Annotated in this window: 15 protein-coding genes; 7 read left to right on the forward strand and 8 right to left on the reverse strand. The window is 69.9% G+C overall.

The features are described 5' to 3' along the window. Positions 1–19 precede the first annotated feature (19 nt). The 3 genes from AC27L4_RS25570 (at position 20) to AC27L4_RS25580 (ending at position 3,497) form a co-directional block, all read left to right on the forward strand. Positions 20–967 (forward strand): sugar-binding transcriptional regulator, encoded by a 948-nt coding sequence (locus tag AC27L4_RS25570; RefSeq protein ID WP_487145342.1) that lies wholly within the window; start codon positions 20–22, stop codon positions 965–967. A gap of 62 nt (positions 968–1,029) precedes the next feature. Next, entirely contained in the window at positions 1,030–1,758 is a 729-nt protein-coding gene (locus AC27L4_RS25575; protein WP_487145343.1) for an SDR family oxidoreductase, read from the forward strand. Between the two features lie 299 nt (positions 1,759–2,057). Further along, positions 2,058–3,497, forward strand: a complete 1,440-nt coding sequence (locus AC27L4_RS25580) for an IS701 family transposase (RefSeq protein WP_487145344.1) — start codon at positions 2,058–2,060, stop codon at positions 3,495–3,497. 107 nt (positions 3,498–3,604) lie between these two features. On the opposite strand, the gene AC27L4_RS25585 is transcribed toward AC27L4_RS25580, so the two are convergent. Genes AC27L4_RS25585 through AC27L4_RS25595 form a run of 3 tightly spaced genes read right to left on the reverse strand, consistent with a single transcriptional unit; the run spans position 3,605 to position 6,736 of the window. After that, positions 3,605–4,678, reverse strand: a complete 1,074-nt coding sequence (locus tag AC27L4_RS25585) for an ABC transporter substrate-binding protein (protein ID WP_487145346.1) — start codon at positions 4,676–4,678, stop codon at positions 3,605–3,607. Then, positions 4,675–6,096, reverse strand: a complete 1,422-nt coding sequence (locus tag AC27L4_RS25590; protein WP_487145347.1) for a sensor histidine kinase N-terminal domain-containing protein — start codon at positions 6,094–6,096, stop codon at positions 4,675–4,677. Before AC27L4_RS25590 ends, AC27L4_RS25585 begins: the two co-directional genes overlap by 4 nt. Next, on the reverse strand, positions 6,068–6,736 hold the full coding sequence (locus AC27L4_RS25595) for a response regulator transcription factor (protein ID WP_487145348.1): 669 nt from the start codon (positions 6,734–6,736) through the stop codon (positions 6,068–6,070). The genes AC27L4_RS25590 and AC27L4_RS25595 overlap by 29 nt, the downstream gene beginning before the upstream one ends. A gap of 243 nt (positions 6,737–6,979) precedes the next feature. Here AC27L4_RS25595 and AC27L4_RS25600 point away from each other — a divergent pair, with 243 nt between their 5' ends. From AC27L4_RS25600 to AC27L4_RS25615, 4 genes are read left to right on the forward strand one after another with little or no spacing between them, the layout of a single operon-like run. Continuing rightward, positions 6,980–7,666 (forward strand): TerC family protein, encoded by a 687-nt coding sequence (locus tag AC27L4_RS25600; protein ID WP_487145349.1) that lies wholly within the window; start codon positions 6,980–6,982, stop codon positions 7,664–7,666. Between the two features lie 60 nt (positions 7,667–7,726). Beyond that, complete coding sequence (locus AC27L4_RS25605) at positions 7,727–8,695, forward strand: Bug family tripartite tricarboxylate transporter substrate binding protein (protein WP_487145350.1); 969 nt, start codon at positions 7,727–7,729, stop codon at positions 8,693–8,695. Then, positions 8,692–9,186 carry a tripartite tricarboxylate transporter TctB family protein gene (locus AC27L4_RS25610; protein WP_487145351.1) on the forward strand — a complete coding sequence of 165 codons (495 nt, stop codon included), beginning with the start codon at positions 8,692–8,694 and terminating at the stop codon, positions 9,184–9,186. The genes AC27L4_RS25605 and AC27L4_RS25610 overlap by 4 nt, the downstream gene beginning before the upstream one ends. After that, positions 9,186–10,694, forward strand: coding sequence for a tripartite tricarboxylate transporter permease (locus tag AC27L4_RS25615; RefSeq protein WP_487145352.1), 1,509 nt, complete (start codon positions 9,186–9,188; stop codon positions 10,692–10,694). Before AC27L4_RS25610 ends, AC27L4_RS25615 begins: the two co-directional genes overlap by 1 nt. A 254-nt stretch (positions 10,695–10,948) precedes the next feature. On the opposite strand, the gene AC27L4_RS25620 is transcribed toward AC27L4_RS25615, so the two are convergent. From AC27L4_RS25620 to AC27L4_RS25640, 5 genes are all read right to left on the reverse strand, one after another. Continuing rightward, positions 10,949–11,647: a methyltransferase family protein gene (locus AC27L4_RS25620; RefSeq protein WP_487145353.1), complete on the reverse strand. Its 699-nt coding sequence runs from the start codon at positions 11,645–11,647 to the stop codon at positions 10,949–10,951. An 87-nt stretch (positions 11,648–11,734) separates the two neighbouring features. Continuing rightward, complete coding sequence (locus tag AC27L4_RS25625; RefSeq protein ID WP_487145354.1) at positions 11,735–12,010, reverse strand: hypothetical protein; 276 nt, start codon at positions 12,008–12,010, stop codon at positions 11,735–11,737. A gap of 4 nt (positions 12,011–12,014) precedes the next feature. After that, positions 12,015–12,800: an ABC transporter ATP-binding protein gene (locus AC27L4_RS25630; protein ID WP_487145355.1), complete on the reverse strand. Its 786-nt coding sequence runs from the start codon at positions 12,798–12,800 to the stop codon at positions 12,015–12,017. Next, positions 12,800–13,798, reverse strand: coding sequence for an ABC transporter permease (locus AC27L4_RS25635; RefSeq protein ID WP_487145356.1), 999 nt, complete (start codon positions 13,796–13,798; stop codon positions 12,800–12,802). Before AC27L4_RS25635 ends, AC27L4_RS25630 begins: the two co-directional genes overlap by 1 nt. Before the next feature lie 10 nt (positions 13,799–13,808). Further along, positions 13,809–14,843, reverse strand: coding sequence for an ABC transporter substrate-binding protein (locus AC27L4_RS25640; protein ID WP_487145357.1), 1,035 nt, complete (start codon positions 14,841–14,843; stop codon positions 13,809–13,811). Between the last annotated feature and the right edge of the window lie 25 nt (positions 14,844–14,868).

Consider the following 14,868-nt stretch of genomic DNA (forward strand, 5'->3'; position numbering starts at 1 on the left):
GTCCAGAGGGACTTGCAGCTTGTCGGACAACACCCCTCCGGACGGGTCGGCCACGACGCGCAAGACGCTGCACCTCGTCGCGCGCCTGCACTACGAGTCCGACCTCTCGCAGGTCGAAATCGCCCGACGCCTGGGCCTGTCCAGCGCCACCATCTCGCGCCTGCTGCGAAGAGCGCGGGAGGAAGGCATCGTGCGCATCGAGATCCGCGACTATGCCGCGCCCGAGGACATCACCCGCGACCTGATCGATGCCCTCGGCCTCAGGCAGGCCGTCGTGGTGGAAACGGTCGAAGCCGGGCTGCTCGGCTCGCTTGCGCAGCCCGTCGGGACGCTGCTGAAGAAGGCCGGGCTGAAGGGCGGTTCCGTGCTCGCCATCGGCTGGGGCCGGGCGGTCCGCGAGGTCATCCGGGCCGGGCTGCCGCGCATTCCCGGCGTCGTCACGGTGCCGGCGACGGGCGGCATTCAGCAGGCGGCGGCGCATTTCCAGATCAACGAATTCGTGCGCCAGGCAGCGGCACAGCTGGGCGGCGTGCCGAAATTCATCTTCGCGCCCTACCTGCCCTCACCGCAATATCGCGACGCCTTCCTGAGCGATCCCGCCGTGCATGACCTGATCGCCCTGTGGGACCGCATCGACGTGGCGGTGGTGGGCGTGGGCCTGCCGCATGCGATAGACCCCATCCATGCCGGCACCGTCACATCCAGCGAGCGCGCCCTCGTGCACGTCGCGGGGGACGTGATCCGCCATTATTTCGACGAGGGCGGCACCATCGTGCCGTGGGAGGGCGACACGAGCCTGATCGCCGTGTCGCCGACGCAATTGCGGGCCGTGCCGCTGGTGATCGGCGTCGCCGTGTCTCCCGAGAAGGCCAGGGCGATCATCGGCGCCGTGCGATCCGGCCTCATCAATGCGGTCGTCACGGATGTCGCCACCGCCCAGGCAGTCCTCAGCGCGCTGCAGCCGTGAGAAACGGATGAACGCGGGCGCTCGCCGACCTGTTTTTCGCAGTCGAAAGGAGAAATTGCAATATGGCCAACGAACTCGATGGAAAGATCGCCGTCGTCACGGGAGCAGCCTCCGGCATCGGCCTGGCAACGGCGCAGGCTTTCATGCAGGCCGGCGCGACGGTGGTGATGGTCGACCGCAATGCGGCGGCCCTGAACGACCTGGTCGCGAAGGCGAATGGCAGGGCCGTCGCCCAGGTCACGGACCTGATCGACGCCGAGAGCTGCGCCGCGATGATTCCGGAGATCCTCGCCAGGACCGGACGCATCGACATTCTCTACTGCAATGCCGGCACCTATATCGGCGGCGACCTCGTCGACACGGACGCCGCCACGATCGACCGCATGCTCAATCTCAACGTCAATGCCGTCTTCAAGAACGTCCACGCCGTGCTTCCGCACATGATCGAGCGCGGCAGCGGCGACATCGTGGTGACATGCTCGGTGGCGGGCCATGTCGCCGTCGGGCACGAGCCGGTCTACGCCGCCTCGAAGTGGGCGGTGACCTGCTTTACCCAGGCCACCCGCCGCCAAGTCAACAAGCACGGCATCCGCGTCTCCCAGGTTTCGCCGGGGCCGGTGGTCTCGGCCCTGCTTGCCGACTGGGAGCCGGATCGCCTGCAGGCCGTCAAGGACGCCGGCGCGCTGATCGAGCCCGGCGAGGTCGCCGACGCCGTCCTGTACATCCTCAGCCGGCCGCGCAATGTGACGATCCACGACATGATCGTCCTGCCCACCAACGTCGACGTCTGACAGGGGGGCCGGACGGCGCGGCGCGACCGACGCGCCGGGCATGCGGGGACTCCGCCCCGCATGCCTCCGCCGACCGGCGCCGCCCCCGAGCCGCCCCCAAAGCGTTTTGCGTTTTGACGGAATCGCGTCAAGTCGCAAAGACGCGTCGAAACAAGGAGTTAGAGCAAAGAGCGTTTCCACCAAAACGCGCTTTGCTCTAGTCTTACTGAGTCAGAAAGCCGCGGATTGGATCGGTATTTTGGGGCGAGCCGCCGGCGTATGGTGTTGGACTGATTTGGCCGGCATCATCGGAGGGTGGGATGGACGGTTTGGCGAGCCGGGAGAGTGAAGCGCGCTTTTCGAGCTATGTCGAGGGTCTTGTCGGGGTGATCGGGCATGCGGACCGGGCGGAGCCGCTGCGCGCTTATTGTCTCGGGCTGCTGCTGCCGGGCGAGCGCAAGAGCGTGGAGCCGATGGCGGCGGTGACGGCGCCGTCCCGGGTGGCGGCGCAGCATCAGGCGCTGCTGCATTTTGTCGGCAATGCGCCGTGGTCGGATGAGCCGGTGCTGGCCAAGGTGCGCGAGCAGGTTCTGCCGGCGATCGAGCGCAGTGGGCCGATCGAAGCCTGGATCATCGATGACACGGGCTTTCCGAAGAAGGGGCGTCATTCGGTCGGGGTGACGCGGCAAGATTGCGGCCAGCTCGGCAAGCAGGACAACTGCCAGGTGGCGGTGAGCCTGTCGATCGCCAACCATGCCGCCAGCCTGCCGGTGGCCTACCGGCTGTACCTGCCGGAAGATTGGGCGGCAGATCCGCTGCGGCGGGCCAAGGCGGGCGTGCCGCCGGAGGTGGCGTTTGCGACCAAGCCGGAGATCGCGCTGGCCCAGCTGCGGGCGGCGTGTGCGGCAGGTCTTCCACGAGGGACGGTGCTGATGGATGCCGGCTATGGCGTCGACACGCGCCTGCGCACCGAGATCACCGCCCTCGGTCTTCGCTACGCAGCGGGCCTGACGTCGACCATGACGGTGTGGCCGCCCGGCACCGGGCCGTTGCCGCCGCGGGAGCGGAGCGGCCGGGGCCGGCCGGGCACGCGCCTGCGCCGGGATGCCGAGCATCGGCCGGTCACGGTCAAGGCCCTGGCGCTCAGCCTGCCGGCTTCGGCCTGGGAAACCATCCGTTGGCGCGAGGGCGCGGCCGACTGGCTGAGCTCGCGCTACGCCAGGGTGCGCGTGCGCCCGGCCCACCGCGACGAGCAGCTCACCCGGCCGCGCCCGGAAGAATGGCTGCTGATCGAATGGCCCGAAAGCGAGGCGGAGCCGGTCAAGTATTGGTTCTCCACCCTGCCCGAGGCCATCCCCTTCGCCGACCTGGTCGATGTCACCAAGCTGCGCTGGCGCATCGAACGCGACTACCAGGACCTCAAGCAGGAGGTCGGGCTCGGCCACTACGAAGGGCGAGGCTGGCGAGGCTTCCACCATCACGCCACCCTGTGCATCGCCGCCTACGGCTTCCTGGTCTCCGAAAGGGAGACGATTCCCCCCTCCGGACCGGGCACCGCCGCGAACCTCCCGCAACCTGCCCTTCCCGACGATTATCGACCCCGAGGCGCCGCCGGTCCGGCCCGAACGGCACATGCCCAACTCGATCGCCTCCATGCGCCGACGCCTCACCGTCGCTCTCGCCGGCAGCCTGCAGCGCTGTCCCTGCTGCAACGCTCCGCGCAAGCCAGCGACTGTCCCACAACGCTTGTGACGCAGTAAGACTAGCAGGCTGCTGAAAAACTGCTTTGTTCACGGGACGTGCCGCAATCGGAATGAGTCCGAAGCCGAATCGAACCGGGTACATCGGGGACTTTTTCAGCAGCCTGCTAGCGGTCCCGCATGGCCGCCCGCCATTCGGCCAGGAAGCGGCGGCGCTTGGCCTGGTCGAGGGTGGCGAGCAGGGCCGGGCCGATCGGGATCGGGTGGTAGCGGCTGGAGATTTCGTCGAGGCCCGGCGCGTCGATGCCGGCCGGCGGCGGTCGGTCGAAGGCGAAGAAGAAGGATTTTTCCGCTGCCACGGCCTGGCCGCGCTCTGACAGGAGGTAGTCGAGGAAGGCCCGGCCCATCGCCGCGTCGCGCGCCTTGGCCGGGATCACGGCTGCACGGCTGAGCACCAGCGTGTAGTCGCGCGGCAGCACGATGCCGATCGGCGCGCCGGCGCGCAGCCTGGCATAGGCGTAGGAGCCGATCAGATTGTAGCCGATCAGCAACTCCCCGCTCTCGATGGCGGACAGCAGCTCGCCCGTGCAGCAGCGCAGCACGCCGCCGGCCCGGCCGATCCCTTCCAGCAGGCGGCCGAAGGTGCTCGATTCCTGCGCGTCGAAGAAGGCGACGAGATAGCCGATGCCGGAGCGCTCGATATCGTAGGTGCCGATCCGGCCGTCATAGACCCCGGGCTTGGCGCGCAGCAGCTCCACCAGGCCGGCCCGGTCATGCGGCACGTCGCCGGGGGGCACCAGCTTGCGGTTGTAGACGATCACCGCCGGCTCGAAGGAGAAGCCGAACACCTCGTCGCGCCATTTCGCCCAGCCGGGCAGCCGCCCGGTCTCGTCCGAGACGTGGCTGCGGGCGCAGCCGTCATTGGCGAGCTTGACCATGTGGTCGACCGAGGAGGACAGCACGATGTCGGCCAGCGCCTCGCCGCTCTCGCAGGCCCGCCGCACCGTCTCGAACAGCTCGTTGCTGAGATAGTCGTGATACTCGACCGCCACCTCCGGCCGCATCGCCTGGAAATCCTCGATCAGCGGCGTCATGGCGCTGGGATCGGCGGTGGCGTGGATGACGAGGCGCTGCGTCTCCGTCCCCCTGGCAGGGAACCGCAGCGTCTGGCGCGCCGCGAGCGGCGTCGCCCACAGTCCCACCGCGGCGAGGACGAGGCCGATCAGGCACGCCGCCCTCATGCGCCCTCCCCGGCCGGCACCGCGAAGGTGACGACGAAGCGGCCCTGCGGGTCGACGCCGAAGCTGAGATCGCCGCCATGGCTCTGCGCCACGTCGGCAGCGATCGCCAGGCCCAGCCCCGAGCCGGGAGCGGCGGCGGCGCCGCGCACGAAGCGGCCGGTGATGCGGTCCCACTCGCCGGCGGGAATGCCCGGCCCGTCGTCGACCACCTCGACCCGGGCCTCGTCACCGTCGCGGCGCACGCGCACGCCGAGGCAGGAGGGGGCGCCGTGATGCACCGCGTTCTCGATCAGGTTCTTCAGGGCCTCGGTGATGCTGAGGCGGTCGCCTTCGACGACGGGTCCCGTATCGGGGACGTCCAGCGTCACGGCAAGGTCGCGCCCGAGCGAGGCCGGCACGGCCTCCGCCAGGGCCTGGCGGGCGGCCGCGGCGAGGTCGACGCTCTCGAAGACGACCGCCTCGGCCCGGTGCAGCACCATGGCGTGGCTGAGCAACTGGTTCGTCAGGCGGCCGAGCTCGCCGGCGCGCTCGCGAACCCGGCAGATCAGGGCCTCGCGCCTGGCCGGCCGGGTCTCGTCGGACAGAAGCTCGAGCTGGGCGATCAGCCCGGTCAGCGGCGTGCGGATCTGGTGGGCGGCATCGGCGATCACCGTCTCCATGGCGGCGAGCCGGCCCGAGAAGCGCGCCATGAAGCTGTTGATCGTGTCGACCAGCGCCCCGACCTCGACCGGCGCCGCCAGGGCGAGCGGCCTCAGGTCGTTGGGTTCGCGCACGGCGAGCGCGGTTTCGATCTGCCGCAGCGGCGCCAGCGCCTGCTCCACCGCCAGCATGACGCCGCCGAGCGCGACGGCGCCCATGATCGCAATCAGGATCATCGCCTGGGTGATCAGGTCCGCGGCCAGGGCATCCCGCGCCTCGCGGGTCTGGGCCACGGTGGTGACGACCCAGCCCTGCGCGGCGGGATCGGACAGGAAACGCGCCTGCGTCGCCATGCGCACACGATTGCCGCCGAACCAGCCGTCGGAAACCGACAGCTGGGGCCCGCGCCCGGCGGGCGCCGCACCCGGCGCCTGCAGGGCCTCGTAGCCGGTGACGAAGGCTCCGTTCGGGCCCGCCACCTTGTAGTAGATACGGGCGCTGCCCGACAGGGACAGGCTTTCCAGGGCGGAAAGCGGCACGTCGGCCGTGACCGCGCCGCCCTCGACCCGCACCGTCTCGCTGATCTGGCGCGCGGCGCTGAGCAGCAGCCGGTCATAGGCGCCGTCGGCGGCGGTGCGGGCATAGTCTCGCGCCCCCAGGATCAGGAGCACGGCGCTGGCGGCGAGCGCCAGCGCAATCAGCACGACCAGGCGGCGGTAGAGCGAGGGACCGATCCGCGCGGCGGGGGCCTCACTCGCTCGCGACGATCCGGTAGCCAAGGCCGCGCAACGTGCGGATCTCCGCCTTGGCACCGGCGAGCTTGCGCCGAAGCCGGGCGATGTAAAGCTCGACCGCATTGGCATTGACCTCCTCGTCGAAGCCGAAGATCTGGTCGAGGATCGCCTCCTTGGTCAGGACGCGCTGGGGCTGCGTCATCAGCACTTCGAGGATGGAGATCTCGCGCCGTGTCAGATCCACCGGCTGGCCCGCGACCTTGACGCTACGCGTCGCCTGGTCAAGCGTGATGTCGCCGCAGGTCACCAGGTTGACCGTCTGGCCGTGGCGGCGGCGCAGCAGCGCCCGCGCCCGGGCTTCCAGCTCGCGGAAATCGAAGGGCTTGACCAGATAGTCGTCGGCGCCGAGATCGAGCATGCCGACCCGGTCGTCGACCTGCGAACGCGCCGTCAGCACCAGCACCGGCGTGTCGTGCCTGAGGGCCCGCAGGCGCTGCAGGATGGCGAAGCCGTCGCGGCCCGGCAGCGTCACGTCGAGCAGGATCAGGTCGTAGGACTGCACCGCGATCAGATCGAAGGCCACGGCGCCGTCCGTCTCCCAATCGACCGCGTGCCCCATGCGCTCGAAGCGCGCGACAATGGCCTCTCCGACGTCGACCGTGTCCTCGACCAGCAAAATCCGCACTGTTTTCGCCCGATTCCGCCGCTTTTTGCCCGTGACAGCTTGATGACAGGTTTCCAGCCTAAGGTCCCCGCCCGAAGCTGCCAAGGGCAGCACGATATCGGCCATCGCCGCGCCGGACGGCCGGCGGCAAACAGGGAATCGGATGGACCTGCTCGCAAGACCTCAACCAGCGCCTGCATCGAGGGCCGCCGCGGCACGGATCGTGCCCTGCGGAGCCTTGCCTGTGCTCGGGACCCGGATTTGATGGACCTCCTCTTCGACTACTCGCTCGACATCCTGAAGATCATCTGGATCGACCTCCTGCTGTCCGGCGACAATGCGGTGGTGATCGCCCTCGCCTGCCGCACGCTGCCGCCGCACCAGCGGCGGGCCGGCATGCTGCTCGGCGCCGGCGCCGCGGTCGGCCTGCGCATCATCTTCGCGCTGATCGTCACCCAGCTCCTGGGCGTGCCCTTCCTGAAGGTGGTCGGCGGCCTGCTGCTGTTCTGGATCGCGGTCAAGCTCGCCCGCGGCGAGGACGAGCACGAGCATCAGGTCGAGGCGGCCGACGGCCTCTGGCGCGCCGTGCGCACCATCGCCATCGCCGACGCGGCCATGAGCCTCGACAACGTCCTGGCCATCGCCGCCGTGGCGGACGGCAATGCCTGGCTGTTCATCTTCGGCCTGCTCCTGTCGATCCCGCTGATCATCGCCGGCTCGGCCCTGGTGATGGGCATCATCAATCGCTTCCCGATCTTCGTGTGGGCCGGCGCGGCGCTGCTCGGCTGGATCGCCGGCGAGATGATCATCTCCGACCCGTGGGTCGTCTCCAGGATCGGCTCCGACCTGCACGTCCTCGAATGGGTCATCGCCGGCGCCTGCGCGGTGGGCGTGGCCGCCGTCGGCTACATCCTGAAGAAACGCACCGGGGAGCCCAATCCGGCTCCCTGACATCCCCAGCGACCGGCAAAGCCGGCGCCTCGACCATAAGCTGACCCCAAGGAGGCAATCATGACGTTCCAAGGATCGATGCGCGCGCTCGCCTGCGCCGTCTGCGTCGGCATTCTGACGCTGGCCGGCCCGGCGCAGGCTCTCGACGACCTGCGCCTGATCGCCCCGGCCAAGCCGGGCGGCGGCTGGGACCAGACCGCCCGCTCCCTGCAGGAGGTGATCCAGAAGGGCGGCGCGGTGAAGACCGTGACGGTGGAGAACGTCGCCGGCGCCGGCGGCACCATCGGCCTCGCCCAGCTCGTCGACCGCGAGAAGGGCAATGGCGGCGTGATGATGGTCAACGGCCTGGTGATGCTCGGCGCCGTGCTGACCAACAAGTCGCCGGCCACGCTGGAGCAGACCACGCCGATCGCCCGCCTCACCGGCGAGTACGAGGTGATCGTCGTGCCGGCGGCCTCCGAGATCAAGACCCTGGCCGATCTCCTCGCCAGGCTGAAGGCCGATCCCGGCGCGGTGGCCTGGGGCGGCGGCTCGGCCGGCGGCACCGACCACATCCTGGCCGGGCTGATCGCCAAGGCGGCCGGCGCCGAACCGGCCAAGCTCAACTACATCCCCTTCTCCGGCGGCGGCGAGGCCCTGGCGGCGATCATGGGCGGCCATGTCACCGCCGGCGTCTCCGGCTACAGCGAATGGGCCGGCCAGATCGCGGCGGGCGAGCTCCGGGCCCTGGCCATCTCCGCCCCGGCGCGCGTAGCGGGCATCGATGTGCCGACCCTGAAGGAACAGGGCGTCGATGTCGACTTCGCCAACTGGCGCGCCATCGTCGCCCCGCCCGGCCTGGACGACGCCCAGAAGAAGGCGCTGATCGAGGTGATCGACGCCGCCGCCAGGTCGGAGGACTGGAAGAAGATCCTCGCCGACAAGAACTGGACGGATCTCTACCTCTCCGGCGACGCCTTCGCCGCCTATCTCGCCGCGGAGCACGACCGCACCACCGAGATCCTCAAGAGCATCGGTCTGGTCGAGTGAGCGACCAGCCGGCCCCAGAGCCCGACAACCGCCTGGTCGGCTTCTGCACCGGCCTCGGCATTGCCGGCCTCGGCGTGGTCATCGGCGTCAGCACCTTCATGATGAAGGTCGGCGTCTCCTACGCCAAGGTCGGCCCCCGGGCCGTGCCCTTCGTGGTCGCCGCGGCGCTGACCGTGCTCGGCCTCGCCTTCGCGCTGCAGTGCCGGCGCCTGCCTCGACGCGCCGCGACCGCCCCGGCCGCGCCCGCCACCGAGCTCATGCCGCCGCTGCTGATCGCGGCCGGCATGATCCTCGACATCGTGCTGATGGAGCGGCTCGGCTTCGTCGTCGCCTCGATCGTGCTGTTCCTGGCCGTCGCCTATGCCTTCGGCAGCCGGCGCTTCCTGCGCGACGCGCTGATCGCGGTCCTGGTGTCGCTCGCCGCCTATCTCGGCTTCACGCACGGGCTCGGCCTGCAATTGCCCGCCGGCATCCTCAAGGGGATCGTGTGATGGATACCGTCCTCGCCCTCATGCACGGGTTCGAGACAGCGCTGACCCCGATGAACCTGCTCTGGTCTCTGGTCGGCGTCACCCTCGGCACCTTCATCGGCATCCTGCCCGGCATCGGCCCGGCGCTGACCATCGCGCTGCTGCTGCCGATCACCGCCAAGCTCGACCCGACCGGCGCCTTCATCATGTTCGCCGGCCTCTATTACGGCGCCATGTACGGCTCCTCGACCACCTCGATCCTGCTCAACACGCCGGGCGAGAGCGGCTCGATCATCACGGCGGTCGAGGGCAACATCATGGCCCGGCAGGGGCGCGGCGCGGCCGCGCTCGCCACCGCCGCCATCGGCTCCTTCGTCGCCGGCACCCTCGGCACGCTGTGCCTGACCTTCGCGGCGCCGCTGATGATCAAGGTGGCGCTGAAGTTCGGCCCGGTGGAGTATTTCTCGCTGACCATCCTGGCCTTCACCGCGGTCTCCGCCCTGCTCGGCAGCTCGGTGCTGCGCGGCCTGATCAGCCTGTTCTTCGGCATCGGCCTCGGCGTCGTCGGCCTCGACGGGCTGACCGGCCAGGCGCGCCTCGCCTTCGGCGTGCCCTCGCTGCTCGACGGCATCGACATCGTCGTCGTCGCGGTCGGCCTGTTCGCCGTCGGCGAGGCGCTGCACGTCGCCTCGCGCCGCGAGCTGCGCGAGGCCGAGATCAGCCCGGTGAAGGGCTCGCTGTTCATGACCCGCCGTGAATGGGGCCGCTCCTGGAAGCCCTGGCTGCGCGGCACCTTCATCGGCTTCCCCTTCGGCGCCCTGCCGGCCGGCGGCACCGAGATCCCGACCTTCCTCTCCTATTTCCTCGAGAAGAAGCTGTCGAAGACGCCGGAGGAGTTCGGCAAGGGCGCCATCGAGGGCGTCGCCGGGCCGGAGGCCGCCAACAACGCGGCCGTGGCCGGCGTGCTGGTGCCGCTGCTCACCCTCGGCCTGCCGACCTCGGCGACGGCGGCGATCATGCTGGTCGCCTTCCAGCAGTACCACCTGGAGCCGGGTCCGTTCCTGTTCCAGAACTCCGGCTCGCTGGTCTGGGGCCTGATCGCCAGCCTCTATATCGGCAACGTCATGCTGCTGATCCTCAACCTGCCGCTGGTCGGGCTGTGGGTGCGCCTGCTGTCGATCCCGGCGCCGCTGCTCTATGGCGGCATCCTGGTGTTCTCGACCCTGGGCGTCTACGGCCTCAACCACTCGGTCGTCGACCTGATCCTGCTCTTCGCCCTCGGCCTCGTCGGCCTCCTGATGCGCCGCCTCGACATCCCCGTGGCGCCCTGCATCATGGGCCTGATCCTGGGGCCGCTGGCAGAGGAGAACCTCGGCCGGGCGCTCGCCATCAGCCAGGGCCGGATCGGCGTGTTCTTCACCAGCCCGATCTCGGCGACGCTGCTCGCGGTCTCCCTGGCCATCCTCGCCCTGCCGATCGTCATCCGCATGCGCCGGGCCAGGATGGAGGCGATGGCTGCGGCGCCGTAGGGGCCGTCGGATGGACATGCCGGGACGGTCGCCATGGCGCGGCCGCCCCAAGACGAACGTCCTTCGCCTGACGACGAATTGGCCGTTTCGAGCCATGCCACGGGCTCGTCCGTCCGGGGCAGAACAGGAGCATGTCGAGCGTGAACAGGAGGTTCGGAAACTCGGCCGGCGTCATTCCCAAGCCGTCTCTTTCCGAAATCCCCACGCCCCGAAACGCAGGCCTCGCGGCCGGCGTTCCCCGACCAGCCGGCCCTTCACCACACCCCCGGCACCCACCGGTACCTCACCCGCCTTGTATAGTCCCGGTAGCCCGGCAGCTCGGCGATCAGCGTGCGCTCCTCGAAAAGGGTGCGCGGGATCAACCCGATCACCACGACGGAGGCCGGCGCCAGCGCCCACCAGGAGCCGAGGCACAGCGCCATGCTGACGGCGAGCAGCGATCCGGAGAGGTAGCCGGGATGGCGGACGATGGCATAGGGCCCGCTGTCGATCACCGTCTGCCCGCGATCCTTCTGAATGCGCACGCCCGGCTCGAAATGGCGGTTCACCGCCTGCGGCCACACCTGCCCGGCAAAGCTCAGCGCGAACAGCACATAGCCGAGCCGGACGGCCCAGTCCGGCGCCTGCGCCCAGCCGAACCGGAAGTCGAGCGCGGCGACCGGGAGGATGAGGAAGAAGCCGCCGAGAACGACTGCGAGGAAGAGATAGTCGAGGGGCTTCGTGCCCGGTTGCACCCGGGACCGCGCTGCGAAGATCTCCGGGTTCACCCGCCACAGGACGAGGATCGCGACCAGCATCGCGGCCAGGAAGGCGATGCCGAACCACCAGCCGTGCGGCCAGTCCAGCGTGCCGGCAGGCCCGAACAGCAGCCCGGCCATGACGGCGAGGGCCAAGGCCAGAGACACGAAGCTCCGCCGCATGGCGGCGGCCTGCGCCTTGGTGGCTGAGACCATGGCCACGATCCTTCCGAGCAGCCGGAGCATAGCCCCCCTGCCCGCATCGCGAAACACCTTGCCCCGGAGGCCGGAGCACTGCCTGGCTCAGGCCCGCCGCCAGGCCCGGGCGCTGAGGCTGGCCGAGACCAGGCCGAGGCCGATCCAGAAGCTCGCGGCCCGGTAGCCGACGATGGCGAGGGGATGCTCGCCCCGGCACAGGGCCCGGGCGAGCCGGCAGATGTCGCTGTCGCCGATCAGGCAGGCGCCGGCATCGCCCAGGCTCATATAGGCGTAGCCGACCACCTCGCGATAGGTGAGCCACCACCAGCCGAGGGCGGCGGCGAGGACCAGGCCGCCGCCGGCGAAGAGGGCGCGGGTCACGGCGTCAGCCCCCGATGCCGAGGATCGCCAGGATCTCGCGGCGCAACGCCACCAGATCCGGATCATCGCGATGGCGCGGATGCGGCTTGTCGACCGGGATCTCGGCCTTGATCCGCGCCGGGCGGCCGCTGAAGACGATGATGCGCGAGGCCAGGATCAGCGCCTCCTCGACATCGTGGGTGACCAGCAGCGCCGAAAAGCCGTTGCGCTGCCACAGCGCCGCAAGCTCGGCCTGCAGCGCCAGTCGGGTCAGGCTGTCGAGCTTGCCCAGGGGCTCGTCGAGCAGCAGCAGCGCCGGGTCGTTGACCAGGGCCCGCGCCAGCGCGGCGCGCTGGGCCATGCCGCCGGAGAGCTGGTGCGGATAGGCCCGGGCAAACCCTTCGAGGCCGACCAGGGCGAGCGCGGCGTCGACCCGCTGCTTCTCCCGCGCCAGCACGCCGCGGGCATCGAGCCCGGTCGCGACGTTGTTCCAGACGCTGGTCCAGGGGAACAGCGTCGGATCCTGGAACACCAGGATGCGGGAAGGATCGGGCCTCTCCACCGGCCGGCCGTCGGCCAGGATGGCGCCGGCGGCCGGCGGCTCCAGCCCGGCGACGAGGCGCAGCAGGGTGGACTTGCCGCAGCCCGAGGGACCGAGCAGCGCCACGAACTCGCCGGGCGCCAGCGCGAGATCGACGGCGTCGAGCACGTCCAGCCGGGCGCCGTCCAGGTCGAAATGATGGCTGACCCCGCGAATGTCGACGGCGACGGCGCGCCGGGCCTGCGCCTGAACCGAGGCTGCGTCAGCCATCAGATGAAGCCTTTCTGCCAATTGAGCAGCCGGTCGCGGACCACGAACAGCAGCCGCACGATGCCCGAGCACAGCACGGCCATGATGATCAACGTCGCATAGACGTTGGCGTAGCCGGAATAGGCGGTCTGGAACTGGATGTACCAGCCCAGGCCGTATTTCGCCCCGAGCATCTCGGCCACCACCAGCACGGCAAAGGAGTAGTAGAGACCCATGAACAGGCCGACGAAGACATGCGGCAGCGAAGCCGGAATCGCGACCTTGCGGATGAGATACCAGGGGCCGGCGCCGAGGACGCGGCCGACATCGTAATAGGAGCGGTTGACCGAGCCGACGCCGGACGCGGTCAGGATCGCGACCGGGATGCCCGAGGCGAGCGCGACGATGAACACGCTCGCCGCGAAGGTGGTCGGGAAAAAGTAGAAGGTGCAGGGGATCCAGGCCGTCGCCGGCACCGGGCCGATCAGCTTGAGCAGCGGCATGCCCCAGTAGTTGACGCGCCTCGACCAGCCGAGGGCGAGGCCGGCGCCATAGCCCGCGGCGATGCCGGCGAGGAAACCGAGCGACCACAGCCGCAGCGTATAGGCGATGCACAGGAGGAGCCGCGGCCCATCGGTGACATAGACGTTGAGCAGCCCGTGCGGCGGCGAGAAGAACGGCTTCGGCAACCAGCCGGTCTTGGCCGTGGTCAGCTCCCATAGCGCCAGCCAGACGCCGATGGCGATCAGCCAGGGACCGTAATGCGCCAGGCCGTGGCCGAAGCGGCCGAGGCGATGGGCGGTGACGCCGAGGACGGCGAGCGCCACCGCTGCCGCTCCGGTGATCGCAGCGAACAGGCCGGCGCTGCCCCATGGCACCACGTCGGGCAGGCCGACGGTCACCCATGCCGCCACGGCAAAGGCGACCGCCGCGATCAGCCCATGCCACCAGACGCGCGCCGCAGCGGGTCGCTGCCGCGCGATGGCGCCAAGGGCGATGGCCGATGTCGTTTCGCTCATCCGACCGGCCTCAGGCGAGCAGGTTGACCGTGATCCGCTCGGCGAACGCCCGCGGATCCGTGGTCGGATCGAGCACCTTGACCAGCTTCAGGTCCTCTGCCGACTGGCGGATCTGGTCGACCAGCGGCTGGCCGATCGGGTGATTGTGGGCCACCAGGCCGGCGATCACCGCGTTGAGGTCGTCGAGCCCGAGGCCGGCCGGCTTCAGCGTGTCGAAGTACCATTGCGCCACCTCGTCGGGATGGCTGGCGGTGTATTCGTGCACCTCGATATTCGCCTCGGCGAGGCGGCGGATCGCGTCCTTGTTGGCATCCAGGAACGGACCGTTGGCGCCGAGCACGCAGCAGGTGTGCCCCTCATAGACGCCCGTCTGGGTATCGGCGATCTTGGTGAAGCCGAATTTCCGCTCGATCGCATAGGCCCAGGGGTCGAGATGGGCGGCGAGGTCGGCCTCGCCGCGCTCGACGCTGTCGCCAACGAGGTCGAACGGCACCGCCTTCCAGGTCACGTCCGCCTCCGGGTCGATGCCGGCCTTAGCCAGCGTGACCTGGAAGGCGACCTGCGGTGGGGCACCGATGCCGTAGGTGGCGATGGTCTTGCCCTTGACGCCGGCAAGGTCGGTGACGCCGGAGGCCTTGGAGGCCAGCAGCCGCTGGCAGCCGCCATGCGAGCCGACGAAGAGCTTGACGTCGAAGCCCTGCTCCAGCGGCTTCAGCCAGTCGCCGATCAGGCCGGCGCCGGCATCGGCCTTGCCGGTGGCGAGCGCCTGGATCAGGGTCTGGCCGCTCGCGCCCTGGTAGAACAGCTCGACGTCGAGATTGTGCCTGGCATAGATGCCCTTGGCGACGCCGAAGCCGAGCGGGGAATGGCAGGCCGCCACTTCCGTCCAGGCGAGGCGGATCTTCGGAGCCGGGCCGGCGATGGCGGGCGCGGCCAGGCCGCGACCGACGACGCCGGCCGTCGCGGCCAGGCCGAGCGTGCCGGCCGCCCGCAGCAGCCCGCGGCGGGACAGTGCCCCGAGGCCGTTCGATGGTCTGGTGGTCATGCGCAATCCCTCCGAGGCGAAAACC

It is taken from the genome of Labrys sp. Lb11 (genome assembly GCF_057554225.1).

Bases quoted from the DNA above. Each gene is read 5' to 3' on its own strand.
- AC27L4_RS25575 (WP_487145343.1), top strand. From the start codon at position 1,030: ATGGCCAACGAACTCGATGGAAAGATCGCCGTCGTCACGGGAGCAGCC.
- AC27L4_RS25580 (WP_487145344.1), top strand. From the start codon at position 2,058: ATGGACGGTTTGGCGAGCCGGGAGAGTGAAGCGCGCTTTTCGAGCTAT.
- AC27L4_RS25585 (WP_487145346.1), bottom strand. From the start codon at position 4,678: ATGAGGGCGGCGTGCCTGATCGGCCTCGTCCTCGCCGCGGTGGGACTG.
- AC27L4_RS25600 (WP_487145349.1), top strand. From the start codon at position 6,980: ATGGACCTCCTCTTCGACTACTCGCTCGACATCCTGAAGATCATCTGG.
- AC27L4_RS25605 (WP_487145350.1), top strand. From the start codon at position 7,727: ATGACGTTCCAAGGATCGATGCGCGCGCTCGCCTGCGCCGTCTGCGTC.
- AC27L4_RS25615 (WP_487145352.1), top strand. From the start codon at position 9,186: ATGGATACCGTCCTCGCCCTCATGCACGGGTTCGAGACAGCGCTGACC.
- AC27L4_RS25620 (WP_487145353.1), bottom strand. From the start codon at position 11,647: ATGGTCTCAGCCACCAAGGCGCAGGCCGCCGCCATGCGGCGGAGCTTC.
- AC27L4_RS25630 (WP_487145355.1), bottom strand. From the start codon at position 12,800: ATGGCTGACGCAGCCTCGGTTCAGGCGCAGGCCCGGCGCGCCGTCGCC.
- AC27L4_RS25635 (WP_487145356.1), bottom strand. From the start codon at position 13,798: ATGAGCGAAACGACATCGGCCATCGCCCTTGGCGCCATCGCGCGGCAG.
- AC27L4_RS25640 (WP_487145357.1), bottom strand. From the start codon at position 14,843: ATGACCACCAGACCATCGAACGGCCTCGGGGCACTGTCCCGCCGCGGG.